Source organism: Phytobacter palmae, assembly GCF_039409775.1.
Taxonomy (GTDB): Bacteria; Pseudomonadota; Gammaproteobacteria; order Enterobacterales; family Enterobacteriaceae; genus Phytobacter; species Phytobacter palmae.
Genome location: NZ_JBCIVJ010000001.1, coordinates 196,090 through 219,433 on the forward strand (window position 1 = coordinate 196,090; position 23,344 = coordinate 219,433).

General features: G+C 52.6%; 23 protein-coding genes. 20 read left to right on the plus strand and 3 right to left on the minus strand.

The genetic code is table 11. The features are described 5' to 3' along the window. Window positions 1–6: 6 nt before the first annotated feature. Window positions 7–996 carry an ABC transporter substrate-binding protein gene (locus AAIG39_RS00985; protein WP_249568771.1) on the minus strand — a complete coding sequence of 330 codons (990 nt, stop codon included), beginning with the start codon at window positions 994–996 and terminating at the stop codon, window positions 7–9. Window positions 997–1,254: 258 nt separating this feature from the next. On the opposite strand from AAIG39_RS00985, the gene AAIG39_RS00990 reads away from it, so the two are divergent. From AAIG39_RS00990 to AAIG39_RS01010, 5 genes are all read left to right on the plus strand, one after another. Next, window positions 1,255–2,268 carry a malate/lactate/ureidoglycolate dehydrogenase gene (locus AAIG39_RS00990; RefSeq protein WP_343192988.1) on the plus strand — a complete coding sequence of 338 codons (1,014 nt, stop codon included), beginning with the start codon at window positions 1,255–1,257 and terminating at the stop codon, window positions 2,266–2,268. Window positions 2,269–2,595: 327 nt separating this feature from the next. Next, window positions 2,596–3,804 carry a SpoIIE family protein phosphatase gene (locus AAIG39_RS00995; protein ID WP_343192989.1) on the plus strand — a complete coding sequence of 403 codons (1,209 nt, stop codon included), beginning with the start codon at window positions 2,596–2,598 and terminating at the stop codon, window positions 3,802–3,804. A gap of 8 nt (window positions 3,805–3,812) precedes the next feature. Continuing rightward, window positions 3,813–4,394, plus strand: coding sequence for a SiaB family protein kinase (locus tag AAIG39_RS01000; protein ID WP_052958864.1), 582 nt, complete (start codon window positions 3,813–3,815; stop codon window positions 4,392–4,394). After that, the gene (locus AAIG39_RS01005; protein ID WP_071193932.1) at window positions 4,387–4,803 is read left to right on the plus strand and encodes a DUF1987 domain-containing protein; all 417 of its coding nucleotides are present in this window, start codon (window positions 4,387–4,389) and stop codon (window positions 4,801–4,803) included. Before AAIG39_RS01000 ends, AAIG39_RS01005 begins: the two co-directional genes overlap by 8 nt. After that, a complete protein-coding gene (locus tag AAIG39_RS01010; RefSeq protein WP_343192990.1) occupies window positions 4,797–5,579 on the plus strand; it encodes a GGDEF domain-containing protein in 783 nt (260 codons plus the stop codon). Before AAIG39_RS01005 ends, AAIG39_RS01010 begins: the two co-directional genes overlap by 7 nt. 20 nt (window positions 5,580–5,599) lie before the next feature. Here the strand turns inward: AAIG39_RS01010 and accB are convergent, their stop codons facing one another. Continuing rightward, the gene (gene accB / locus AAIG39_RS01015) at window positions 5,600–6,061 is read right to left on the minus strand and encodes an acetyl-CoA carboxylase biotin carboxyl carrier protein (protein WP_343192991.1); all 462 of its coding nucleotides are present in this window, start codon (window positions 6,059–6,061) and stop codon (window positions 5,600–5,602) included. Between the two features lie 582 nt (window positions 6,062–6,643). Next, window positions 6,644–7,258, minus strand: a complete 615-nt coding sequence (locus AAIG39_RS01020) for a cupin domain-containing protein (protein WP_343192992.1) — start codon at window positions 7,256–7,258, stop codon at window positions 6,644–6,646. A 189-nt stretch (window positions 7,259–7,447) separates the two neighbouring features. Between AAIG39_RS01020 and AAIG39_RS01025 the strand changes: the two genes are divergently transcribed. The 15 genes from AAIG39_RS01025 (at window position 7,448) to AAIG39_RS01095 (ending at window position 23,329) form a co-directional block, all read left to right on the plus strand. Further along, window positions 7,448–8,017, plus strand: coding sequence for a chromate transporter (locus tag AAIG39_RS01025; RefSeq protein WP_343192993.1), 570 nt, complete (start codon window positions 7,448–7,450; stop codon window positions 8,015–8,017). Further along, window positions 8,014–8,544: a chromate transporter gene (locus AAIG39_RS01030; protein ID WP_064180983.1), complete on the plus strand. Its 531-nt coding sequence runs from the start codon at window positions 8,014–8,016 to the stop codon at window positions 8,542–8,544. The genes AAIG39_RS01025 and AAIG39_RS01030 overlap by 4 nt, the downstream gene beginning before the upstream one ends. Before the next feature lie 282 nt (window positions 8,545–8,826). Next, window positions 8,827–9,666 carry an ABC transporter ATP-binding protein gene (locus tag AAIG39_RS01035; RefSeq protein WP_064180982.1) on the plus strand — a complete coding sequence of 280 codons (840 nt, stop codon included), beginning with the start codon at window positions 8,827–8,829 and terminating at the stop codon, window positions 9,664–9,666. Next, window positions 9,656–10,537, plus strand: coding sequence for an ABC transporter permease (locus tag AAIG39_RS01040; protein ID WP_343192994.1), 882 nt, complete (start codon window positions 9,656–9,658; stop codon window positions 10,535–10,537). Before AAIG39_RS01035 ends, AAIG39_RS01040 begins: the two co-directional genes overlap by 11 nt. After that, on the plus strand, window positions 10,537–11,607 hold the full coding sequence (locus AAIG39_RS01045; protein WP_343192995.1) for an ABC transporter permease: 1,071 nt from the start codon (window positions 10,537–10,539) through the stop codon (window positions 11,605–11,607). Before AAIG39_RS01040 ends, AAIG39_RS01045 begins: the two co-directional genes overlap by 1 nt. A gap of 47 nt (window positions 11,608–11,654) precedes the next feature. Beyond that, entirely contained in the window at window positions 11,655–12,671 is a 1,017-nt protein-coding gene (locus AAIG39_RS01050; protein WP_064180980.1) for an ABC transporter substrate-binding protein, read from the plus strand. Between the two features lie 41 nt (window positions 12,672–12,712). Then, window positions 12,713–13,360 carry a TetR family transcriptional regulator C-terminal domain-containing protein gene (locus AAIG39_RS01055; RefSeq protein WP_090082239.1) on the plus strand — a complete coding sequence of 216 codons (648 nt, stop codon included), beginning with the start codon at window positions 12,713–12,715 and terminating at the stop codon, window positions 13,358–13,360. A gap of 238 nt (window positions 13,361–13,598) precedes the next feature. Further along, window positions 13,599–14,984 (plus strand): NAD(P)-dependent oxidoreductase, encoded by a 1,386-nt coding sequence (locus AAIG39_RS01060; protein ID WP_343192996.1) that lies wholly within the window; start codon window positions 13,599–13,601, stop codon window positions 14,982–14,984. Next, entirely contained in the window at window positions 14,977–16,281 is a 1,305-nt protein-coding gene (gene preA, locus AAIG39_RS01065) for an NAD-dependent dihydropyrimidine dehydrogenase subunit PreA (RefSeq protein ID WP_064180977.1), read from the plus strand. Before AAIG39_RS01060 ends, preA begins: the two co-directional genes overlap by 8 nt. An 83-nt stretch (window positions 16,282–16,364) precedes the next feature. Further along, window positions 16,365–17,813, plus strand: coding sequence for a dihydropyrimidinase (gene hydA / locus AAIG39_RS01070; protein ID WP_249568758.1), 1,449 nt, complete (start codon window positions 16,365–16,367; stop codon window positions 17,811–17,813). Window positions 17,814–17,837: 24 nt separating this feature from the next. Then, window positions 17,838–19,124: a Zn-dependent hydrolase gene (locus AAIG39_RS01075; protein ID WP_343192997.1), complete on the plus strand. Its 1,287-nt coding sequence runs from the start codon at window positions 17,838–17,840 to the stop codon at window positions 19,122–19,124. Between the two features lie 291 nt (window positions 19,125–19,415). Next, window positions 19,416–20,654 carry an EAL and HDOD domain-containing protein gene (locus AAIG39_RS01080; protein ID WP_064180974.1) on the plus strand — a complete coding sequence of 413 codons (1,239 nt, stop codon included), beginning with the start codon at window positions 19,416–19,418 and terminating at the stop codon, window positions 20,652–20,654. Window positions 20,655–21,263: 609 nt separating this feature from the next. Next, the gene (locus AAIG39_RS01085; RefSeq protein ID WP_249568760.1) at window positions 21,264–21,668 is read left to right on the plus strand and encodes a winged helix-turn-helix domain-containing protein; all 405 of its coding nucleotides are present in this window, start codon (window positions 21,264–21,266) and stop codon (window positions 21,666–21,668) included. Between the two features lie 293 nt (window positions 21,669–21,961). Beyond that, window positions 21,962–22,549, plus strand: a complete 588-nt coding sequence (locus tag AAIG39_RS01090) for a fimbrial protein (protein WP_343192998.1) — start codon at window positions 21,962–21,964, stop codon at window positions 22,547–22,549. A 54-nt stretch (window positions 22,550–22,603) separates the two neighbouring features. After that, window positions 22,604–23,329, plus strand: coding sequence for a fimbrial biogenesis chaperone (locus AAIG39_RS01095; protein ID WP_249568762.1), 726 nt, complete (start codon window positions 22,604–22,606; stop codon window positions 23,327–23,329). The last annotated feature ends 15 nt before the right edge of the window (window positions 23,330–23,344 follow it).

Sequence of the window (23,344 nt, forward strand, 5' to 3'; positions counted from 1 at the left end):
TGCGGCTTAACTGCCTGGGTTTTCCCACGCTTCATTGAAGAAATAGTCTTTCCAGGAGTCGGCTTTGTTTTTCAACACACCCAGCTCATAGAGTTTTTCGGCGTATACGCCCGTACGTTCAGGCGAGACGGTAAAACTGATTTCCGGGTCGTTAACAATTTTTTGCACCAGCGCCAGCGGCAGACGAGATTTCTCAACCCGAATATAAGTTTCTGCGGCGGCATTTTTATCGGCATTGATAATTTTTGCCGCTTCATTCAGCGCACGATAAAACGCTTTATATGTTTTTGGGTTCTCATCATGAAATTTTTGCGTGGTGTACAACACGTTAAATGTCGCCTGTCCGCCGAGCACATCATAAGAACTGAGAATTTTATGTACGTTGCTGTGTTCCAGCGCCTGATACTGGAATGGGGGGCTGGAAAAATGGGTCGTAATTTCCGAACCGCCAGCAATTAATGCAGCACTGGCATCCGGGTGTGGCAGGCTGACGCTAATATTATCGAAGCGTTTATAATCTGCATTGCCATATAATTTGGCGGTTTCAATCTGCAAGGTCCGCGACTGGAAACCCACCCCTGCCGCCGGTACCGCAATACGGTCTTTATCGCTGAGATCTTTAACCGTTTTCACCGCCGGGTTATTACTCAGCAGGTAGTTAGGCATCGATCCTAATGAGGCAATCGCCTTCACATTCTGTTTGTCTTTGGTACGATCCCAGAGGGTCAGAAGCGGCGGAACACCGGCAGATGCCACATCCAGTGCGCCTGAAAGCAGCGCTTCATTCATTCCTGTCGCCCCGGAAATAGTGCGCCAGTCGACCTCTATATCAAGCCCCTCTTTTTTCCCTTCTTTTTCGATAAGCTGCTGGTCACGCACCACATCGAGAATCAAATAGCCAATACCAAACTGCTGGGCAATGCTGATTTTTCCTTCTGCCAGCGCCGACGCGCTAATACCGCTCAGCGCAACGGCCAACATTGCACTGGCGATCATTTTCATTTTATTCATATCCTTTCCCCGGAGGTTTCTTAAGTCATATCCGGAAAATGATTGGCTGGCGCGGCATTAAAAAGGAAATGATTTTATTCGCAATGCTTATCTAAAAATTCACAATAGCGCTGTGGGTGGTCTTTATTGCTAATGCATAGCTAAAAACTGGCAAAGCAAAGTTAATTTTGATGGTTATGTAAAAAAAACATCCTCGCTATAGTCAAAAAACTCTTAATAACCCTGTTTGCGGTAAGATTAATTATGCCCGTATTAACCCACCAGCAATTGCGCACGCTGCTGGAACAGCATCTTGTGCGTGTGAATACCCCTCAGGAGATTGCCCGCCAGGTCGCCGATAACCTCGTCGAAGCATCATTGAAAGGTCACGACTCGCACGGCGTTACTCTGCTCCCACGCTATATCAGCGCCATACTGGCAGGTGATTTACAGCCCTCAGCACAGTTGCGGCTGATTCGCGATGCAGGCCCACTCCTCTCTTTTAATGGCGGACACGGTTTTGGTCAGGTCCTGGGCAGGCAGGCGATGGCGGCAGGTATTGAACGTGCACAGCAATATGGCGTCGCGCTGGTAAGCCTGGCGGATTCACACCATCTGGGGCGTATCGGGGCCTGGGCTGAGCAGGTCGCCGCGGCAGGGCTGGTGTCAATCCATTTTGCCAATGTCGCCGCGCCGTCTGCGGTATTACCGTTTGAGGGACGCCACCCGCGTCTTGGCACCAACCCCTTCTGCGTGGGAGTACCGGTCAGCGGTCGCGCGCCGGTGATTCTGGACTTCGCCACCAGCGCCATTGCCGGAAACAAAGCGCGTATCGCATGGAATGAGGGGCGAGCTATTCCGCCAGGCTGTGCGGTGGACGCACAGGGTAATCCTACCACCGATCCGCGCTGGCTGATGGAGGAGCCGCGTGGCGCACTGCTGGCCTTCGGCGGGCATAAAGGCGCAGGGCTGTCGCTGATTTGCAGTCTGCTGGGCGCTGCGCTCACGGGCGGCGAAACCGAGAGCCACCAGATCCCACCGCGCCAGGGAATCATCAACAATATGCTTTCTATTATTTTCGATCCTCTCCGGCTGGGCGCGGGCGAAAACTATGCCCGGGAGGTGATTGCCCAACTCGACTGGATGCAGCACGACCAGCAGGGGCACGATGTTCTGCTCCCCGGCGAACCAGAAGCCCACGCCTGGCAACAACGGCTGGAGAACGGTATCTACGTTGACGAGGTGAGCTGGAAACAGTTTGAGGCGCTGGAACTGTAGGCTTCCCTCTCACCTGGGCTGTTCCCCTCCTTTTTTGAATGCTGCACAAAATTTGGGGTTGATAACAAAGATGATAAAGATTATCTTTCTCATCACTGAATAGTTGAGTGAATCGCTCAGGTATTCAGTACGACATTGCTCACATTGCTTCCAGTATTATTTGCCCGCTCGTCAAGTGCGGGCTTTTTTTTGCCTCTGGCGAAACAGCTGTGATTTGCCATTGGGAACAATAATCTATCGTAATAATCCTCGCTCATCCGCTGCAATGAAATCGTCACAATCAGACCTTATCCTCAGATTATTCTTATTACGCAAGACAGCAGGATCATGGATATACCTCTTTCATCGCGGCAGCTTACAGCGGGCGTGCTACGTATTGCCGTTCCGCACGTAACCCCCGAAGCAAATAATGTGCAGGTCATGTCGATGTTCTCTGAGCATAAGTCACTGATTGGCTTACCCGTTCTTGAGCAAAATCGGCCCATTGGCATGATTAACCGCCATATTTTTCTTTCGCAGATGAGCCGCCCGTTTTTCCATGAACTCTATGACCAGAAAAGCTGCATCGCGTTTATGGATAAAACCCCGCTGATTGTTGATGCTGACGCCAGTCTTGACTACCTGGCCGAGCGCGTCATCGAAACGGGCGATAAGGCGATAACCGAAGGGTTTATCCTCACCGAAGAGAATCAATATATCGGCATTGGCCTGGGTCTTGATCTCATTCGCACGGTTTCAGATTTGCAGGCTAAACAGCATATGCAAATCATGCAAAGCATTGAATATGCGCGAATTATTCAGGAGTCTATGCTCAGTCGCTCGCGGCAAAATATTGAGCAAACGCTGAATGACTGGTGTCTGTACTGGCACCCGCGTGATTGTGTTGGCGGCGATATTTACGCCTTTCAGCGCTGCGAAAACGGCTGGCTACTGGTGCTGGCCGACTGTACCGGGCATGGCGTTCCCGGCGCCTTTATGACCTTTATTTTTTCGTCGGCGCTCGAAAAGGCGCTAACTCAGGCGCAGCCCCACGAGCCAGAGCGCCTGCTCGCGTCGATTAACCATTATATAAAGCAGACGTTGAGCCAGAGCCATCCCAGCGCCGATATGGGTCAGTCCAACGATGGTTGTGACGCCATTGCCGTGTTTGTCGATACGCAAAATGAGCAACTCATTTGGTCTAACGCGCGCATGCATGCCTTTATGCTCGGTGCGGACGACGCAGACGTCGTTAATCTTGACGGCGACCGTAAAGGTATTGGCTATTCAGATACGGCCACAGATTACCAGTGGCGTCGTCATCAACGTCCGTTGCGTCGTGGCGATCAGTTGTTGATCGTTACCGATGGCGTAACGGATCAGATTGGCGGCCCACGGGAAATAATGTTTGGTAAGAAGCGTATTCAGTCACTGTTATTGCAGCAACGTGCGCTGCCGATGTCATCTGTTTCCAGGGCGCTACTCGGCGCGCTGACGACCTGGCAGGGCAAGCAATCTGCGCGTGATGACATGACGTGGTTTGGTTTCCGTTGGTGAAAAATTAAATGAAAATAAGCGACCTGCAGGTCAAAGAAGCCGTTTTGCTCCCCCTTTTCACTCTTCAGCGGCAAAGCGCTGTCGAGCTTTTTTACACGGGCTATTTTTCCCAACAGCACATTGTGTCGATGGGTGACGTGATGCGCACGTGGCTGGATAAACATGAAGCCTCTTCTGCGACACGTCGCAAATTATTCTCCGTCTTTATCGAGATGGGACAAAACATCGTTCGCTATTCATCGGATGAACGCTTTCTGTGCACGGGCCAGGATGAATTGCGCTATGGTTCACTCTGTTTTCACACCGACCAGGTGAATTATTACCTTGAAACCGCAAATCTTGTTGGCCCGGAAGAATCCTCTTTGCTAAAGACAAACCTCGAAGTCCTGCGCACGATGACCCAGGCGGAAATCCGTAATGCCTGGAAACAGGGATTACGCAGTGAAGCACCTGCCACGAGCAAAGGTGCAAACATAGGTTTGTTGACCATGGCGCGGGATACCAGTGAGCCACTGGAGTATCGCATTCATCCACTGGCGGCCAGTTCGTTGTCCGCCTTTCACCTAAAGGCAACGTTTTGCCATGACTGATATGACATTAACCTCTTCCATCGAGCAGCCCGCAACCCAGGCCACACCGGAAGTGAATTTTGATTTTTCAGCACATCGTCTGGTGCTTAAAGGTGAAGCCTATCCTGAAAATGCCGCGGCGTTCTTTCGCCCGCTTTTGCAGGCCATTGAGAACTGGCTGCAGGACAAACCGGCCACCGATGAACCGGTTCGTCTGCATGTTGCGCTGAGCTATTTCAACAGTTCCAGCACCAAGCTGTTATTTGAACTCTTCGAGTGTCTGAACGGCTTTGCGAAAGGCGGTATCGCCTGCGAGCTGCACTGGTACTATGACGAGGAAGACGATATTTCCGAAGAATTCGGTCAGGAGTTACGTATCGACTTCCCTTCCCTGGCTGTCTTTCTTATTCCGGACCTTGACGCATGCTAGATATCAATGAGCTATTCAAGGAGGAATATTCCGTACTCGAAGAGGCTCGCCTGGCGGCGGCAGACGCCGCGCTGCCCGCAGACGCCTGCCGTGAAAAACTGTGGAGTGTGGCGAAGCACTATCAACGCCTGATTCGCGAATCCTACCGCGTGATCAGCCGCAGCGACCGTGCGGAACGCGAACTTAACCGCATGAATGAGCAACTGCAAAAACTGGCGGCGCAGCTGGAGTATGAGGCCACGCACGATCCACTCACCGCCGTATTTAACCGCAGCGCCATCATTAACCACATTAATAAGTCCCTGACGCAGGCAAATGTCGCCCTGATCCTGCTGGACATTGATCACTTCAAACGTATCAATGATGAATATGGTCACCCTACGGGCGACCGGGTGATTTGCGCGCTGGTTTCGCGTATTCGCCGCGCCCTGCCGGAAAGTGCGGCCATTGGCCGTGTCGGCGGTGAGGAGTTTACGATTTTACTGCCGGAAGCCCGTATTGAAGATGCGATGATCATTGCCAGCTACATTCACTCTTCCCTTAATGCATCGCCACTGGATGTCTTACCGCAACAGCTGGTGACCGCCAGTTTCGGTGTCAGCCTTGGTCTGAAGAACAGCGATTTTGAAAACCTGTACAGCGCTGCCGACGCCGCGCTCTATACCGCGAAAAAGCGCGGGCGTAACCAGGTTGCGCTGCATGAAGATTTTTTTCGCCAGGTACACCTGGCCCGGGCGGGCATCGCACTTGCCCACCAGAGTAGCAGAGCGTCGTAATATATCGGTCGTCAGTCGCGTTATTCGATGACGACCAGCGGCTCGTCAAACTCAACCGGCTGGCCACTTTCCACCAGAATCGCTTTCACTACACCCGCTTTGTCGGCTTCGATCTGGTTCATCATTTTCATCGCTTCAACGATACACAGGGTATCGCCTACATTGACTTTCTGCCCGATTTCACAGAACGCTTTGGCATCCGGGCTCGGCGTGCGGTAGAAGGTCCCGACCATCGGGGAACGCACAAAATGACCACTGACTTGTGCAGCAGCAGGCTCCACTGCCACAGCCGCTACGGCTGGCGCTGCCACGTTTGATGGTGCTGACTGCGGCATTACGGGAAGTGTATAAGAATGTTGTGTCGCAGGAGTAGCGACGGCGCGAGTGATACGGACCGACCCTTCGCCCTCAGAAATCTCCAGTTCGCAGATGCCTGATGCTTCGACCAGTTTGATCAGTTGCTTGATTTTCTCAATATCCATAAAGGTTCTCAGTGGTTCTGTGCCGATGTCGCGCAGGAGCAACGACGTTAATATGCAGTGTATAGAAGAGGTTATGGCAAAGCGCAACGATAAACGGGATCACAGGCGATCGAAGGGAGATAACGGAACGGGCAGAAAGAAGAAAATACCGGCGCTAAAAACGATTAAGCCCTGGCAGATGCCAGGGCCTGGTGTTTTAAATCGAGCAAATACTTCAATTTTACTTACCCTCCCGGCGCTTATCTCCGGCACTCACTATTTATTGTGGCGTTAGCTCTGTCTGGGGGTGAGGCCATAGTAGTCCATCAGAAAATTCCTGGCAATAAGCAGATCATGCCAGTTTTTCAGAATTATGACGGCGATCATGATTTCCAAAAAGTTCCAAAAAATAGCATTAAATGAACAAAAAAAAGCCAGCTCGCATGAGCTGGCCGAACATGTCCAAAACCTTTTATTCAACAATGCCTTTCAATAGAGAAGACCATCATTACATACACAGAGAGCTTCGCATTCCTGATGCGCTTTAAGCGTAGACCCCACAGTAAGCCCCGCCACAAAACAAGAAAATTCCTGGGCACGGGATTACAGCCACTGCTCTAAAAGCAAACCCTGCGCACCAAAAACCGGGTCGCTATGGGGAAATGTTGCGCTGGCAATCGCTGCCAGCCTTTGTGCAGTAGGAGCATCGCGGCAGAGATCGAAATTCTGCCCTGGCGGATAAGCGCCGACGACAGAAAAATCAGCGCTACTGCCAAGGTTACAGTGCCCCGTTCCGGCAGGTAATACCACCACGTCACCCCTCCGTACGGTCAATTCCTTACCGCCCGGACCGCCCAGCATCAACCGGGCTTCGCCGCCGACAACTCCCAGCACTTCATGCGCCGTACTATGGTAGTGGTGGTAATCAAACACCCCGTCTACCCATTGCGGCGGCCAGCCATTTTTCGCAAATAGCTGCTGCGCGTCCTGGGCTGTTGCCCGCCCTGGAATCACCTGACGATAGAGCAATACTGGCAACGCAGGATTATTAGGTACCCACTCTTTTGGTGAAAGCAAGAAAGCCCCGGTCACGGGAGCCGAAGCCGAAGCCGAAGCCGCTGCAGAATGCCCCTTTTCCGCCGCCTCAAGCAACCAGGGGGTCGTCAGCGCAGCGCCAGAGAGCATCTTCATAAAACAGCGACGATTCATATCAGCCATAGCACCTCCTGAATGTTGATCTGTCTCCTTAGCGTAGATGAAATTCAGCACATCCTTTCTCTCTTCCCGTATCTGTCACTTCGGATCCCGGTTGCGATCATTTTTCTGCCGATGAAATTCCTGTAATTTCATCACGATTACAAATGGGTTATCGGGTGCCAGGGAGCCGACCATCAAAGGTAGGTCGTTGTGCAAGAAAATAAGAATATGTTCGCGTCTGCCGACGCTAAACCAACATCGTGGCAGCTCTGGCAGACCTGCTTTATGTTAGGAGTGACCGGATTTGGCGGGGTGCTGCCGTTAATGCACCGGGCGCTGGTGGAAAAAAAACGCTGGCTATCAGAACAACGCTTTGCCGAACTGCTGGGGCTGTGCCAGTTTCTGCCAGGCGGAAATGCAGTGAACTTATGCGTCGCCACCGGCGTGGAATTTCATGGCATAAAAGGGGGATTTGTCGCACTGGTGGGGTTACTGACCGCTCCCTTACTGGTTATTGTTTGTCTCGGCAATATCTGGCTGCTCTGGCATGACAATCCGCTGGTCGCCTCGGTCTTCGCAGGCATTTCCGCCGCGGCGGCCGGGCTTATCATCGCCACCGGCCTGAAAATTTTGCGCTCCATGCCGCGCGCGCTGACTTCATGGCTCATCCTTGGTGGGATCATTGCTGCCATTGCCGTTTTTCGCCTGCCTCTGCTTCCGGTCTTACTGGTCGCTGTACCGCTGAGTATTGTGCTGAGCTACCGGAAACACAGATCATGACAACGTTGTTCTCCCTCGCCTTCATCTTTTTACAACTTTCGTTTTTAGCCCTCGGCGGCGGTAATGCCATTATCCCTGAGTTGCAACGCCAGGTCGTCGATGTTCATCACTGGATGACCTCCCGGGAATTCAGCGAACTGTTCGCTCTCGCCCAGGCCGCGCCCGGCCCCAATATGATGATTACCTCACTGGTCGGCTGGCGCGTTGCGGGGATCGCCGGGCTGCTGGTGTCAACCGTTTGCCAGTTCATCCCCTCGTCACTGATAGTGGTGGCGTGCGTGACGTTATGGAATAAGAACACCGACGAGAAAATGAAACGCGTGTTAAACCATGCGTTAGTTCCACTGACGGTTGGCCTGGTAATCTCCGGCGGGGCGCTGGTCGCCGGTGCGGTAATACACAATGTTCTGCAATTCGCCACGATCGCCGTGTGTATTGTCCTGTTTTTGAAAACCCGTCTTTCGCCACTGATTTTGCTGGCCGCAGGCGGAATTGTCGGGCTGATCGCTGCCTTATACGGGGTGTAACGCCATCTGCCACACCGCTGTGCCCGGACTGTCACTCCCCCTTTGCGAAGGGGGAGTGTAACCTGCATGCTAGCGCTTCTTTTTTCATCAAAACCGGGCTGACTTTCCCACTCCTTATTGCCCCACGACCACGCACCATTGCCGACATTTGCACCAATTTAGCCATCAAAAAACCTTATCTTGCGGCCAAAAAGCACGAAATAACGCCTTTTAACGCCTGGCACAAAAATGGCATAGAGAAACAAACTTAACCAGTTAGTCAAAAAACAGGAGAGGCCTGGAATGAGCCAGTTGATCTATGCAGAGGAATCTGCGGTCGTACCGTTAAAACCGGCAACCGCCAGCGCACGGCCTGCCATCAGGGTAAACCAGGCCAACGTGATTTATCCGGCTGCCGACCAGCCGGTTCATGCCCTCAAAGACATTAACCTGACCATTCGCCAGGGGGAGTTTGTCTCGTTCATCGGCCCCTCCGGCTGTGGCAAAACCACATTGCTGCGCGCTATTGCCGATCTCGAACCCATCACCTCCGGCGAAGTGCTGGTTAACGATATGACGCCTTCGGAGGCGCGCCAGGCGGGGGCATACGGCTATGTCTTCCAGGCCCCTGTCCTGTTGCCATGGCGTACCGTGCTGGCCAACGTCAAACTGCCGCTGCAAATCCAGGGCGTACCGCCGGAGCGCTGCGATGAAATCGCTCGCGAGCAGCTTGCGCGCGTTGGGCTGAAAGGCTTCGAGAAAAAATATCCGTGGCAGCTTTCCGGCGGCATGCAGCAGCGCGTCTCGATTGCCCGTGCTCTGGGTTTTGAGCCCAAAATCCTGATGATGGACGAGCCCTTTGGCGCACTGGATGAACTGACGCGCGACAACCTCAACCAGCAGTTACAGCAACTGTGGTTTAACGAACAGCGTACGATGGTCTTCGTGACACACTCCATTTCTGAGGCCGTCTATCTGTCGACCAAAATTGTGGTGATGTCGCCGCGCCCGGGACGGATTGTGAAGGTGATTGACTCGCCGCTTCCCGCCGAGCGCTCGCTGGCGATTCGCGATACCCCGGCCTTTTTACAGCTCGCCGCTGACGTGCGTGAAGCGCTGGTGGAGGGACATCATGACCATTAGTCAGCGTCTGCAACGCCATGTCCTGCCCGTCGGCAGTGTGTTACTGGTGGCGTTGATCCTCTGGTATGTGCTGGCCTTCGCCCTGAATGCCTCCGGGGTGATCGACCACGTACTGACCCCGCGCGGTCCCTGGACAAGCAGTGACCTGATTGCCGCCTCCCTGAATGCCACCCGCCCGCTGCTCCCTGCGCCGCATCAGTTGATCATGGATATCTGGAACAGCATTACCCAGTGGCCGCTCACCTCGCCGCGTAACTTATTACTGCATACCTGGGTTACCGCGAGCGCCGCGTTGACCGGTTTCGCCATGGGTGTGGTGCTGGGCGTACTGCTGGCGGTGTGTATTGTCCATTCACGGACGCTTGATAAAGCACTGATGCCGTGGATTGTCGCTTCGCAGACCATTCCTGTACTGGCGATTGCCCCCATCGTGCTGATTATTCTTGGTAGCCTGGGAGTGACGGGCATGCTTCCCAAAGCGACCATTGCCATGTATCTGTGCTTTTTTCCGGTCACCATCGCCACCGTTCAGGGGCTGCGTTCACCGCAAAAAATGGAGATGGAACTGGTTCATACCTACGCCGCAAGACGTGTCGATATCTTCTGGATGGTGCGTCTGCCCTCTTCTCTGCCGTATCTCTTTCCGGCATTTCGCGTCGCCATTGCCAGTGGTCTGGTCGGCACGATGGTAGCGGAGCTGCCCACTGGCGCACAGGCCGGGCTGGGGGCCAGGCTTCTCACCGGCTCCTATTACGGCAATACCATCCAGATCTGGTCTGCGCTGGTGATGGCCTCATTATTAGGCCTGGCCTTAACCGGGCTGGTAACCCTGACCGAACGTCTGGTGATGCGCCAGCGTAAGGGGGCATGATGAAAAAAAAACCCATTCCCGGCACGCTGCTCCTGGTCGCTGCCTTCATCGTTAGCGTGCTGTCGCTGATTCAGTTAAGCGCAGAGAGCGATACCTCTAATGGACTTCGTTCTCATGCGCTCTTGCTGATTGTCAGTTCACTGCTGGCCTGTTCACAAACGGCTTTGCGTAGCGTGTTGTTCGCGGTGGCGCTCGCTGGCAGCGCACTCTGGCTTGCGCTGCTGCCGTTTAATGGCCTGAGCACCCTCGCGCTGGCGCTGCTTGCCGCCGTCAGCGTACAGCGCCTGGCGAGTGCATCGGTTCCTGCGGCTGCTGTCGCCGCACTGCTCGGCATTTGGCTGTTGTGGTTCTGGCAGATTCTGGTCACCGGGTTTGCCGTTCCTCAGGTCATCCTGCCTGCGCCACTGGATATTCTCACTGCGCTCGTCGACGGTGTCTCTCTGCTGGCGGGTGACCTGGTGCAAACGGTCCTCAAGTCGGTGCTGGTGGGTTATCTGCTGGGCTGTGGCGCAGGCGTTGGCGTAGCGCTGCTTATCGACAGACTTCCCTTTCTGCAACGCGGTCTGCTCCCTGTCGCCAGCCTGACCAGTACCGTACCGCTGGTCGGCGTCGCCCCTATCGCTGTGATGTGGTTTGGTTTCGACTGGCCGTCAAAAGCTGCCGTGGTCATTCTGGTGACCTTTTTCCCGGCGCTGGTCAGCACGCTTGCCGGGCTGAAAGCGAGTGGCAAGCTCGAACAAGAACTGATGTATTGCTACGCCGCGACGCCCCACCAGCAGTTGCGCATGCTGCGCCTGCCTGCTGCGATGCCGTTTATTTTTAGCGCTCTGAAAGTCAATGCCACCCTGGCGCTCATTACCGCCATTGTCGCTGAGTATTTTGGCTCGCCGACCGCCGGGCTTGGCTTTCGTATCTCCACAGAGTCAGCCCGGATGCATATGCCCATCGTGTGGTCAGCGATTGTGGTCTCATCGCTGGCCGGTTCGCTGATTTACACCTTGCTGGTCCGGCTCGATCGCCGCGTGAATTTCTGGCATCCCTCGATTCGCGGGATGGCAACGGAAAAGTAAAACAACATAAAAACATGATGATGCACACTAACCCGAGGAGTTATCCCATGAAGAAACGTTCCGCTTTTCGCCGGGGGTTGTTACTGGCGGCAATGTCTGTGGCTTTTACCTTTTCAGCACACGCAGCAGAGAAAGTGACGCTGCAGTTGAAATGGGTGCCACAGGCGCAATTCGCTGGCTACTACGTGGCGCAGGAAAAAGGGTTCTATAAAGAAGAAGGACTGGATGTCACGATCAAACCCGGCGGTACGGATATCTCCCCGGTTCAGGTGATTGCCGGAAAATCTGCGGATGTCATCGTCAACTGGCTGCCGGATGCGCTGGCGTCACGCGAGGCGGGCGTTCCGCTGGTTAACATTGCTCAGGTTTACGATCGCTCCGGGATGATGCTGACCTGTAAAAAATCAAGCGGCATTAAAACGCCTGCCGATTTCAAAGGTAAAACACTGGGCGTCTGGTACGGCGGCAATGAGTATCCCTTCTTCAACTGGATGAACAAACTCGGGCTGAAACCTGGCACCGATATTACCATTCTCAAACAAGGCTTTAACGTTGATCCGCTGTTGCAGGATCAGGCAGCCTGCATCTCCACCATGAACTACAACGAATACTGGCAGTTGATCGACGCAGGTTTAAAAGAAGCGGATTTGATCACCTTCCCGTATGAGGATCAGGGTGTTTCCACCCTGGAAGATGGCCTGTATGTGCTGGACTCCAGCCTGAAAGATCCGGCGTTCGTCGCCAGAATGGCGAAGTTCCTCAAAGCGTCATTTAAAGGCTGGGACTACGCGGTGAAACACCCGCAAGAGGCGGCAAAAATCGTGGTTGCGGAAGATGCTTCCGGCGCCGCTACCGAAGAAGTACAGACTCGCCAGATGGAAAACGTGGCGAAGCTGATTACTAACGCCAACACACCGAAAATTGGCTATCTCGATCCGGCAGCCTACCGCCGCACGATTGATGTTTTATTGCACAGTGGTGGTGATACCCCGGTTATCAAAAAAGATCCGGGTGACAGCGCAATGACCCATACCGTCTGGGATGCCGCGGCAAAACTGAAATAACCCTTCCCCGCCAGGGACGGCGGATTTCACTGGAGCCTGTCATGAATGAAAGCCTGCTAAGTGGTATCGAGGTCGCGCTGGAAAAAGGGCGTATTCGCCAGGATAACGAGGCAATCATCATGCCCGCCGCAGAACGGGTCTTTGCCCGTTACGGATTTCGCGGTGCCACCATGCAGCAGATTGCCGATGCCGCTGACCTGCCCAAAGCCAATCTGCATTACTACTTCGGCAGTAAACAAACCCTTTATTTGCGTGTGCTGGAGTGCATTCTTCACGACTGGCTGGCGCCGCTGGAAGGCATTTCCGCCAGTGCCGATCCCAAAACTGCGCTCGAAGAGTATGTCCGTAAAAAGATCGGCTTTAGTTTTGCCCGCCCGGAAGCCTCCCGCCTGTTCGCCAATGAGATCCTGCAAGGGGCACAGGTGGTTCATCCACTGTTAAAAACGCAGCTTCGACAACTGGTGGCGGAAAAAGCCCGCATTCTTGATGGCTGGATTGCGCTCGGTAAGCTCTCTGCGATGGACACCACCCACTTCTTTTTTACCGTCTGGTCGATGACCCAAACCTATGCGGATTTTGATATCCAGATTGCCGCTGTACTGGGAGATGACTCGCATAGCGAAACGGCACAGCAACGGGCGACAGACCATGTATTGCGTTGTGTCTGGCGGATCTGCGGTCTTGAATAAACCTTGCTGCAAAATGCAGCAATTGGCAGCGAATAGGGTGCGAAATGCACCAAAAAACAGCAATAAAAGTCAGGTCATTGTGTTAACGATCTTATGCCCTCCTGAATTTACGCGCTCTGCGGCAAAGTTGTCGCAAATGGCACGTAATTAGCATGGTTATTACGCGAAAACTTAACCATCTGGTCAGGATTCATAACACGGGGAGAGATGACCCCGCTGACAATTCAGGAGAAGCATGATGAGCAACTATTCAGGTAGCCACGCCCGGGGGATCCAGGCCGCACGGCTGACTCCCGACGCGTATGCCCGCGAGTTTGCGGACTGCGCCCCCCCGTTAACCACCACCCAGGCGGTGATTGAAGCAGAACGTTGTTATTACTGCTTTGACGCCCCCTGCTCCCGGGCCTGCCCGGCTGATATCGATGTGCCGAGCTTTATCCAGCGAATTGCCCAAAGCAACGATCGCGGCGCGGCAGAGGTTATTTTACGCGCCAATGTGCTGGGCGGGATCTGCAGCCGCGTCTGCCCTACCGAAACCTTGTGCGAGCAGGCCTGCGTGCGTAACGCGCAGGATGGTCGTCCGCTCAATATCGGTCTGCTCCAGCGCCACGCCACCGACCATTTCTTTGCTAACACCGGTAAACCTCTGTTTGTCCGCGGACCCGAAACCGGCAGACGCATTGCCGTGGTCGGTGCCGGCCCCGCCGGGCTGACTGTCGCTCACCACCTGGCAATAGCAGGCCACAACGTGGATCTCTTTGATGCCCGCAGCAATGCAGGCGGTCTTAATGAATACGGTCTCGCCCGCTACAAGGTGACCGATGATTTCGCCGCGCGGGAAGTGGCCTGGCTGCTTTCGGCAGGCGGCATTACGCTTCATGCGGATAAAACACTCGGCAAAGATTTTAGCCTTGCTCAGTTACGAGCCAGCTACGACGCGGTATTTCTCGGACTGGGGTTAGCGGGGGTTAATCAACTGGAAACGGGGGATGCAGAACCAGAAGGCGTTTGTGAAGCGGTGGATTTTATTGCTGATTTGCGCCAGTGCGCGGATCTCAGCCAGCTCCCCGTTGGCCGCAAAGTGGTGGTGATTGGCGGAGGGATGACCGCCGTCGACGCCGCTGTACAGGCGAAAAAACTCGGCGCTCAGGAGGTGACGCTGGTGTATCGCCGTGGCGAAGCGCAGATGAAAGCCTCGGAAAAAGAGCGGCAGTGGGCACAGCTTAATGGTGTGACGATACGCCTGTGGGCCGCCCCTTTACGCTTCGAGCAACACAACAATCAGCTGACGGGCGTAACGTTCAGCGTAGTGCGTGAAGGTGAAGTCAGTGATGAGATCTTCACGCTTGAAGCTGACATGGCGCTTAAAGCCATCGGCCAGACCTTCGACAGCGCCTCTGTCGGACAAACCATTTCGCTCAAACACGGGCGTATTGTCACCGACGAGTGCGGTCGCACCTCGCTGGCTGGCGTCTGGGCCGGGGGAGACTGCTGTGCGGGTGGCCTTGACCTGACGGTCGATGCCGTACGCCAGGGCAAACTCGCCGCCCGCTCTATCGCGCTGGCCCTTACTGTCTCCGACGCTGCAAACGCCACCTCATTTCAGGAGCACTCCCATGGCTAATCTGCATACCGATTTTCTTGGCATCAAAAGTCCCAATCCATTCTGGCTGGCATCCGCGCCGCCCACTGACAAAGAGTACAACGTGGAGCGTGCCTTTCAGGCGGGCTGGGGTGGCGTGGTGTGGAAAACGCTCGGGCTGGATCCACACGTGGTTAACGTCAGCGGGCCGCGCTACGGCACCCTGCTCGGGACCGACCGACGTATTCTGGGGCTGAATAATATCGAGTTGATCACCGATCGTACGCTGGCCATCAACCTTGAAGAGATTACCCGCGTTAAAAAACGCTGGCCTGACCGGGCGGTTGTGGTGTCGATCATGGTGCCCTGCGAAGAAGAGGCCTGGAAAACCATTCTGCCGCAGGTAGAAGCCACCGGGGCTGATGGTATTGAGCTTAACTTCGGCTGCCCGCATGGGATGAGCGAACGCGGAATGGGTGCGGCGGTGGGCCAGGTGCCGGAGTATATCGAAATGGTCACCCGCTGGTGCAAGCAATATTGCAGCCTGCCGGTGATTGTCAAACTGACGCCGAATATCACCGATATCCGTTATCCGGCCAGGGCGGCGAAAGCAGGCGGTGCAGATGCCGTATCGCTGATCAACACCATTAATTCGGTGATAGGCGTGGACCTCGACCAGATGTTGATGTCACCTCACACCGGCAGCCAGGGTTCACACGGCGGCTATTGCGGCCCGGCAGTGAAGCCGATTGCGCTGAATATGGTCTCGGAAATTGGCCGCGACGCCCAGACCCGTGGTTTACCGATTTCCGGCATTGGCGGCATCGCCACCTGGCGCGATGCCGCGGAGTTTATTGCACTGGGGTGCGCAACGGTGCAGGTCTGTACCGCCGCAATGGTCCACGGCTTCCAGATTGTGCGCGACATGATAAGCGGCCTGGAGAACTACATGGACCAGAAAGGGTTCCGGACCATCGAAGACTTCCGCGGCATGGCGCTGCCAAGCGTCACCGACTGGCGTTATCTCAACCTTAACCACGTGGATAAAGCGGTAATCGACCAGGCGTCGTGCATTAAGTGCGGGCGCTGCCATCTGGTCTGTGAAGACACATCGCACCAGGCGATTACCGCCATCACCGGGGATGAACGACGTTTCGAGGTACGCGAAGAGGATTGCGTCGGCTGCAACCTCTGCGCCTCGATTTGCCCGGTGGAGAACTGCATTTCACTGCGTAGTTTGCAACCCGGGGAAGTGGATAAGCGTACCGGCAAGGTTGTGACGGACCAGTACGCTAACTGGACAACGCACCCGAATAACCCGATGGCGCAACCAGCTTAGTTGATGGTGGTGCGGCCCGCCCCCCTCCCTCAAAGGTGAGGGCAAAAGAAGATAACTAACCAAAGCACTACAGGAGAAAACGAATGCGTAACCTGTTGATCAAAGGCGGTACCGTCGTCAACGCGGACCATCAGCGTCGTGCCGATGTGCTCTGTGTCGATGGCATCATCGCAGCCGTCGGCGATGCATCCCAATGGGATATTCCCGCCGGAACCGAAACCGTGGACGCGGGCGGGCTATACGTCATGCCCGGCGGCATCGACCCACACACCCATATGAATTTCCCGTTTATGGGCACCACCACGGTTGATGATTTCTACAGCGGCACCGCTGCCGCGCTGGCAGGCGGTACGACCACCATTATCGATTTCGTCATTCCCAACCCGCAACAACCGCTGATGGACGCTTACCACCAGTGGCGCGGCTGGGCAGAAAAAGCGGCGGCCGATTACAGCTTCCACGTCGCCATTACCTGGTGGGATGAAAGCGTACGTCAGGATATGGGCACGCTGGTACAACAAGAAGGCATTAATAGCTTCAAACATTTCATGGCCTATAAAAACGCCATCATGTGCGATGACGAAACCCTGATGAATAGCTTTCGCCGTTGTCTGGAACTGGGGGCGATGCCTACAGTACACGCGGAAAACGGAGAGATGGTCTACCTGTTGCAACAAGAGATGCTTAAACAGGGTATTACCGGACCGGAAGCCCACCCCCTCTCTCGTCCGCCGGAAGTGGAAGGCGAAGCCGCTAACCGCGCCATTACGGTCGCCAGCATCATGGGCGTACCGATTTACGTGGTACACGTCTCGTGCCGCGAATCCGCTGAGGCCATTGCCCGTGCGCGTGGACGCGGGCAGCGCGTTTATGGCGAAGTGCTCGCCGGGCATTTAGTGATCGATGATAGCGTCTATCGCCATCCAGACTTTGGCTTCGCTGCAGCCCATGTTATGAGCCCGCCGTTTCGCGATAAATCCCACCAGTCTGCGCTGTGGCATGGCCTGCAATCAGGCCAGTTGCATACCACAGCAACCGACCACTGCACCTTTTGCGCCAGCCAGAAAGCAGCAGGCCGCGACAATTTCAGCAAAATACCTAACGGCTGCGGCGGCGTAGAAGAGCGCATGGCAGTTATCTGGGACGCCGGGGTCAACAGTGGACGCCTGACGCCAGGTGAATTCGTGGCGATCACCTCTGCCAATACCGCCCGCCTTTTCAATATCTATCCGCGCAAAGGTTGTGTAGCACAGGGCGCTGACGCAGACCTGGTACTCTGGGACCCGGCTGGCAGCAAAACGCTATCCGCCAGCACCCACCACTCGCGTAATGATTTCAATATTTTCGAAGGCCGTACCGTCACCGGCGTACCGGCCTTCACCATCAGCCAGGGTCAGCTGGTATGGGCTGATGGTGAGTTGCGCGCCCGTGAAGGAGCCGGGCGCTATATCAAACGCCCGGCATTCGGCCCGGATTTCAGCGCAGCGGCAGCATGGGAGCGTCAGCGCGCCCCGCAGGCCGTTGCCCGCTAATCACCTGACATTGAGGAAATAATCATGAGCAGTGAAGTCGTTTCACCAGACACAAACGGCATTGATATTAGTGACCTGCGGGTTGATGGCGAGCGTTTGTGGCAATCGTTAATGGATCTCGCGCAAATTGGTGCCACACCCAAAGGCGGTGTCTGCCGTTTAACGCTGACCGACCTCGATCGTCAGGGGCGTGATTTGGTCGTCAGTTGGGGTAAAGCGGCCGGGTTGTCGGTCGAAATAGACCAAATTGGTAACGTTTTTATGCGCCGCCCCGGCCGTAACAACGCCCTGCTGCCGATTGTTGCAGGAAGCCATATTGATACCCAGCCAACAGGGGGTAAGTTCGACGGCAACTTTGGCGTGCTCTCGGCGCTGGAAGTTATTCGCACCCTCAACGAACGTGGTATTGAAACCGAAGCGCCGGTGGAGATGGTTTTCTGGACCAACGAAGAGGGCTCGCGTTTTGTGCCTGTCATGATGGGTTCCGGCGTTTTCACTGGTATTTTCCCGCTGGAAGTGGCTTACGCGGCAACCGACACCGAAGGAAAATCGGTGAAAGATGAACTGTTCAAAATTGGTTATGCGGGCGACGTTGTACCGGGTGACCACCCCATCGGCGCCTACTTTGAAGCCCATATCGAACAAGGCCCCATCCTGGAAGACCAGGACATTACCATTGGGGTTGTGCAGACTGTGCTTGGCATTCGCTGGTATGACTGTGTCGTTACGGGGATGGAATCTCACGCCGGACCTACGCCAATGGCGATGCGCAAAGATGCCCTGCAGGTTGCCACGCATATCATGCAGGAAGTGGTCAATATTGCCGGGCAGTTTGCTCCTCACGGACGGGGGACCGTAGGCATGGTGCAGGTGCATCCCAACAGTCGTAACGTCGTGCCCGGCAGTGTCAAATTTTCCATTGATTTTCGCAACATGACCGACGCCGATGTGGACAAAATGGATGCGGCACTGAAAGCGTACATTGCGCAGATCGCTGAAAAAACCGGACTGAGCATAACGCTGCAACAGGTCTCACATTATCCTGCTGCGCCTTTCCATCCGGATTGTAAAGAGGCCGTACGGCGTGCAGCCCAAAAATTAGGCTACTCTTCAATGGATATCGTCTCGGGTGCCGGACATGATGCCGTTTATATGAGTATGCTCGCACCTACCGGAATGATTTTTATTCCCTGCAAAGATGGCATCAGTCACAATGAGATAGAATATTCAGCACCGGAACAGGTCACGGCCGGGGCAAATGTCTTGTTACACGCTATGCTGGAAAAAGCCGGAGTTGTCTCTCGGTCATAATCGGGTTTCCCTCACCAAAAACCCGATTGCAGGCAATCGGGTTATTTTTTTAGCGAACTGAACATTTTTTCAGAAAACCGGCTCAATAATACCCTGTAAACGTAGATGGGATTTGACTTAAGTCCCTAAGAAGTTTACAAAAGATACTGCCTTCTGTAAGACCCATATGCGTCTTTGCCATTTTCGTCCAGGCTTTCCTTTCATCGGTAAGAGAAAATGCTGGGGGATTAACCGGTTACATACCTGTTTAACCGGGTTTTGATATCTACAGGCATCTGTATGGAGTATCCAATGTTTTCTTTTGTCGCCCGCCAGGCGATTTTTGACGAAAATATGAACACAGTCGGTTATGAGCTGTTGTTCAGAGACAGCATGACGAACCGGTTTCCCGACGTTACTCCGGAATATGCCACTGCCCAAATTATCGTAGAACAATTTCTTGGTGCGCCGCTGGGTCGCCTCAAGGAGTACAGCGCGATATTCGTTAACTTCCCCTATGAACTGCTGGTACAGGGCATGGCAGAAACCTTGCCAAAAGATCGCGTGATTGTGGAAATACTGGAAACGGCTGAACCCACCCCTCGGCTGCTTAAAACCGTAAAACAGCTTTATCAGCACGGTTTTCGTATTGCCCTGGACGATTTCGAACTTGGCAATACATGGAACGACTTTTTGCCCTATGTCAGCATCATTAAGTTTGATGTACGTATGAGCACGCCAGAAGAGATCAAAGAGTACATTGAAAGCAAAGCTGAACTGCTAAAAGGGACGGTTTTTCTGGCAGAAAAGGTCGAAACGCAGGAAGAATATGAGTGCTACCGTAACCTTGGCTGCACCCTCTTTCAGGGGCATTTTTTCAGTAAGCCGGTCATTCATGCTAATAACAAGCTTATCCAGAATCAGTCGATAACCTTAAAGTTAATGAAGGAAGTGAACACTGACTCACCGGATTTCGCCAGAATCGAAGCACTACTGAAACAGGATCTTGCACTCTCTTTTAAGCTGATGCGCTATGCACAGAACATCGTCTTCAATGCGCGAGGCATTAAAAACTTCCGCAGCCAGTCGCTCAAAGACATCATCTTTTATCTTGGCGCCAATGAGCTACGCCGCTTCGTCCTGGTGGCCTGCTTAACCTCGGTAAATGTCGGCAAAACTGATGAAATTTACCACCGTTGCCTGATCCGCGGAAAATTCTGCGAGCTGGCCGCCGCACGTTCCATAAGCCGCCATTCATCGGATGATGCCTTTATCGTGGGCCTGTTCTCACAGCTGGACGATATCTTCGAAATGCCAATGGCGGATTTGATTGGTCAGATTGACGTCTCAACCAATGTGATGATGGCGCTCAGAGAGAAACGCGGCCCGCTCTATCCTTATTTGCATCTGGCACAGCTGTATGAAAATCACAAATGGGAAGACGTCAGCGCACTGGGCCATCGGCTCGGCTTCAACCGCAGCGTGGTGGCTGAATTGATCACTACGGCGACACAATGGGCAGACGATATCCCAACTGGCGTTGCCAGCTAAATCCCGTCGGGTTTTTATATGGCGCACATTGTGACTCGTTCTACAAACCCGCGTCTTCCCACCACACAACGCTCGCTTTTATTTTATTAAAGGAAAAATCTGCCTGAACCACTCACGCTAGTGGTTCAATATGCTATTCGCTCTGTTTTTGCTTCCTAATTATTACAGGATTCGTTATTCTTTAGTACCCAATGAAATATATTTATCACATCAATACATTTAAACATAATATAAATCAAACTTATCCCTCCCCTTAACCGTTAACACAAAAAAAACAATTCGAATTAAAACCCATTAATTAGTTAAAAAACAGTATAATTATTTTAGTATAAAAAGTTGAAAATTTTGTGAGTTCAGGCACGCTTTAAATTGATGTGACCATACAGAATTTCTCAAGTTACAATATCAATAAAATTTTACACTAGAATTTATTATGAAATTAGCATTCCAGCTTGCGTCTATGGTTTAATGAAATAAAGTTGATTAACGAACGATAAAATCAATAACATTCCCCTCATCAGCAAGACAGAGAAGAATTATGATTAAGCAGGCAGGAGCGCCAGTCAGTCTTAATCAGCCCTTCCAGGACGAGAAGGAAGATTAAGGACAATGGTCAAACTAACAGTGTATGGATATCGTCTTGGCGAACGCAACGAAGTTGAGTTCCTGCCGTTCAAAAGATGTTTACTGCTTCCTGAAACACCGGGGAAAGCGGTTGAATACCTTAGGCCGACCATGGCCAACCTGTTGGAATACCTGCTGACACATGCTGTCGGAGAAATTGTCTCGGATAAAACCCTGCAAATTCAGGTCTGGGAAAATAACGGTCTGAGCTGTTCAAGCCAGCGATTATGGCAAGTAATGAAGAATCTGAAAAACAAGCTGGCTCTTGTCGGTTTGCCAGATAATTTCATCATACGTGTTACCGGCAAAGGTTACATGATCGCTGGTGAGATGGTGATGGAGTTGTATTGTAAGCGCAAACAACTTCCTGTAAATATTGCGAAATATTGAAATACGCAGGAGCAATTTAACCACCCATGGGTGAAGTGTTTTAACAAGAATATATAAACCAGGATAACATTCACCATCGCAATAAAAAATAAAAACAAATAATCATGGTGAATAATATTTATGGAACTAACTATCCTGAACAAATAATTCAGATAAGCAGTTGCCATAAGAGGGTTACAACTGAAAAATAATCTCCTGAACATCCATGAGGAAACAGGAAATCATTAGCACTTGTGGAACAGGCTGCTAATTATCAACAACAATGTTGTTAGTTCATATCAAAGGGAATATTTATGAAAAAAATACTTTTAGCAGTATCTATTGCATCTGCGCTGTCACTGTCTAACGTGGCACTGGCAGATAGCTCTGGCACCATCGATTTTAATGGTGAAATTACTGACGCTACCTGTGATGTCGTACTGAATGGCGGCTCCAGTGCCAACGGCACAGTAACACTGCCTACCATCTCTAAAACTTTGCTCTCTGCAGCTGCGGGTACAACCAAAACCGCGGGCCAAACCAAGTTTACGCTTGATGCCAAAAACTGTGTGTTAGGCACCTCAGGTAAAACAAAAGTTCAGGCGTTCTTTAAATCATCCGCTGCAAATGTTGATACCACTAACGGCTTTCTGCTTAACAAAACGGGTACGGCAAAAGATGTTCAGTTGCGTTTAAGTTACTTCAATACGGGTAACGTCATTGATGTAAACAGCAACGCGCTGGTAACAGGTAGCGCAGAGTTTATCGCCATTACGAGCGGCAATACTGCAACCATGCCTTTCACCGTTGAATACATCACCAGTAACAATGGTACAGGCACCGATGCACTGGCTTCAGGTACAGTTAAAAGCCAGGTTGAGTACGAACTGCAATACGATTAATCACTGCATGTGAGGAGCGATTTTCGCTCCTCCCTTTTTCTTAAGGAACTGGGTATGTCTTATTACGCCAAAACAGTAATGGTTGCCATAGGGGCAATAATTTTCTCCGGATTCAGCACCATTGCTCAGGGAAGCGTGGTTGTTAACAGTACGCGCGTAATTTACCAGGCCAGTAAAAAAGAGGTTACGGTTAATTTAACCAATCAGAACAGCGCCCCGGTATTAATTCAGAACTGGATTGAAACAGACAGTGCTCAAAGGGAGTCTGCCAGTAAAAATGTACCATTTATCTTAACGCCGCCCATCAACCGAGTGGATGCAGGTAAAGGACAAACCTTGCGCATTAGCTACCTTGGCAGCCCTGCCTTACCGCAGGACCGGGAATCTGTATTCTGGTTAAATATCCTGGAAGTACCGGCCAAAGCTAAAGACGTTAACGAAGACCAAAGCAAACTGAATATCGCCTTTCGTACACGAATTAAATTATTTTACCGGCCAAATGATCTTCCTGGCACAGCAACACAGGCAATGGAGAATCTTCATTGGTCCATTAAAGGCAATGGTGTCAATGTAACGAACTCTTCAAAATATTATGTTTCGCTTTTTGACGTCACTTATAAATCCGGTGGTAAAAAATATGATACCAAAGGATTTATGATTGCCCCTGGCGCAACGGAGTTTTATCAGTTCAAAGGTATTGCCGTAACTAATATAAATGACCTGAGTTATTCCGCTGTCAATGATTATGGTGCCAACGTGCAATATAAAGCCAAACCTTAAGGTTAGATTACCTTA

Coding starts and splice junctions, on each gene's coding strand:
- AAIG39_RS00985 (WP_249568771.1), bottom strand. CDS start 996: ATGATCGCCAGTGCAATGTTGGCCGTTGCGCTGAGCGGTATTAGCGCG.
- AAIG39_RS00990 (WP_343192988.1), top strand. CDS start 1,255: ATGCCCGTATTAACCCACCAGCAATTGCGCACGCTGCTGGAACAGCAT.
- AAIG39_RS00995 (WP_343192989.1), top strand. CDS start 2,596: ATGGATATACCTCTTTCATCGCGGCAGCTTACAGCGGGCGTGCTACGT.
- AAIG39_RS01000 (WP_052958864.1), top strand. CDS start 3,813: ATGAAAATAAGCGACCTGCAGGTCAAAGAAGCCGTTTTGCTCCCCCTT.
- AAIG39_RS01005 (WP_071193932.1), top strand. CDS start 4,387: ATGACTGATATGACATTAACCTCTTCCATCGAGCAGCCCGCAACCCAG.
- AAIG39_RS01010 (WP_343192990.1), top strand. CDS start 4,797: ATGCTAGATATCAATGAGCTATTCAAGGAGGAATATTCCGTACTCGAA.
- accB (WP_343192991.1), bottom strand. CDS start 6,061: ATGGATATTGAGAAAATCAAGCAACTGATCAAACTGGTCGAAGCATCA.
- AAIG39_RS01020 (WP_343192992.1), bottom strand. CDS start 7,258: ATGGCTGATATGAATCGTCGCTGTTTTATGAAGATGCTCTCTGGCGCT.
- AAIG39_RS01030 (WP_064180983.1), top strand. CDS start 8,014: ATGACAACGTTGTTCTCCCTCGCCTTCATCTTTTTACAACTTTCGTTT.
- AAIG39_RS01035 (WP_064180982.1), top strand. CDS start 8,827: ATGAGCCAGTTGATCTATGCAGAGGAATCTGCGGTCGTACCGTTAAAA.
- AAIG39_RS01040 (WP_343192994.1), top strand. CDS start 9,656: ATGACCATTAGTCAGCGTCTGCAACGCCATGTCCTGCCCGTCGGCAGT.
- AAIG39_RS01045 (WP_343192995.1), top strand. CDS start 10,537: ATGAAAAAAAAACCCATTCCCGGCACGCTGCTCCTGGTCGCTGCCTTC.
- AAIG39_RS01050 (WP_064180980.1), top strand. CDS start 11,655: ATGAAGAAACGTTCCGCTTTTCGCCGGGGGTTGTTACTGGCGGCAATG.
- AAIG39_RS01055 (WP_090082239.1), top strand. CDS start 12,713: ATGAATGAAAGCCTGCTAAGTGGTATCGAGGTCGCGCTGGAAAAAGGG.
- AAIG39_RS01060 (WP_343192996.1), top strand. CDS start 13,599: ATGAGCAACTATTCAGGTAGCCACGCCCGGGGGATCCAGGCCGCACGG.
- preA (WP_064180977.1), top strand. CDS start 14,977: ATGGCTAATCTGCATACCGATTTTCTTGGCATCAAAAGTCCCAATCCA.
- hydA (WP_249568758.1), top strand. CDS start 16,365: ATGCGTAACCTGTTGATCAAAGGCGGTACCGTCGTCAACGCGGACCAT.
- AAIG39_RS01075 (WP_343192997.1), top strand. CDS start 17,838: ATGAGCAGTGAAGTCGTTTCACCAGACACAAACGGCATTGATATTAGT.
- AAIG39_RS01080 (WP_064180974.1), top strand. CDS start 19,416: ATGTTTTCTTTTGTCGCCCGCCAGGCGATTTTTGACGAAAATATGAAC.
- AAIG39_RS01085 (WP_249568760.1), top strand. CDS start 21,264: ATGGTCAAACTAACAGTGTATGGATATCGTCTTGGCGAACGCAACGAA.
- AAIG39_RS01090 (WP_343192998.1), top strand. CDS start 21,962: ATGAAAAAAATACTTTTAGCAGTATCTATTGCATCTGCGCTGTCACTG.
- AAIG39_RS01095 (WP_249568762.1), top strand. CDS start 22,604: ATGTCTTATTACGCCAAAACAGTAATGGTTGCCATAGGGGCAATAATT.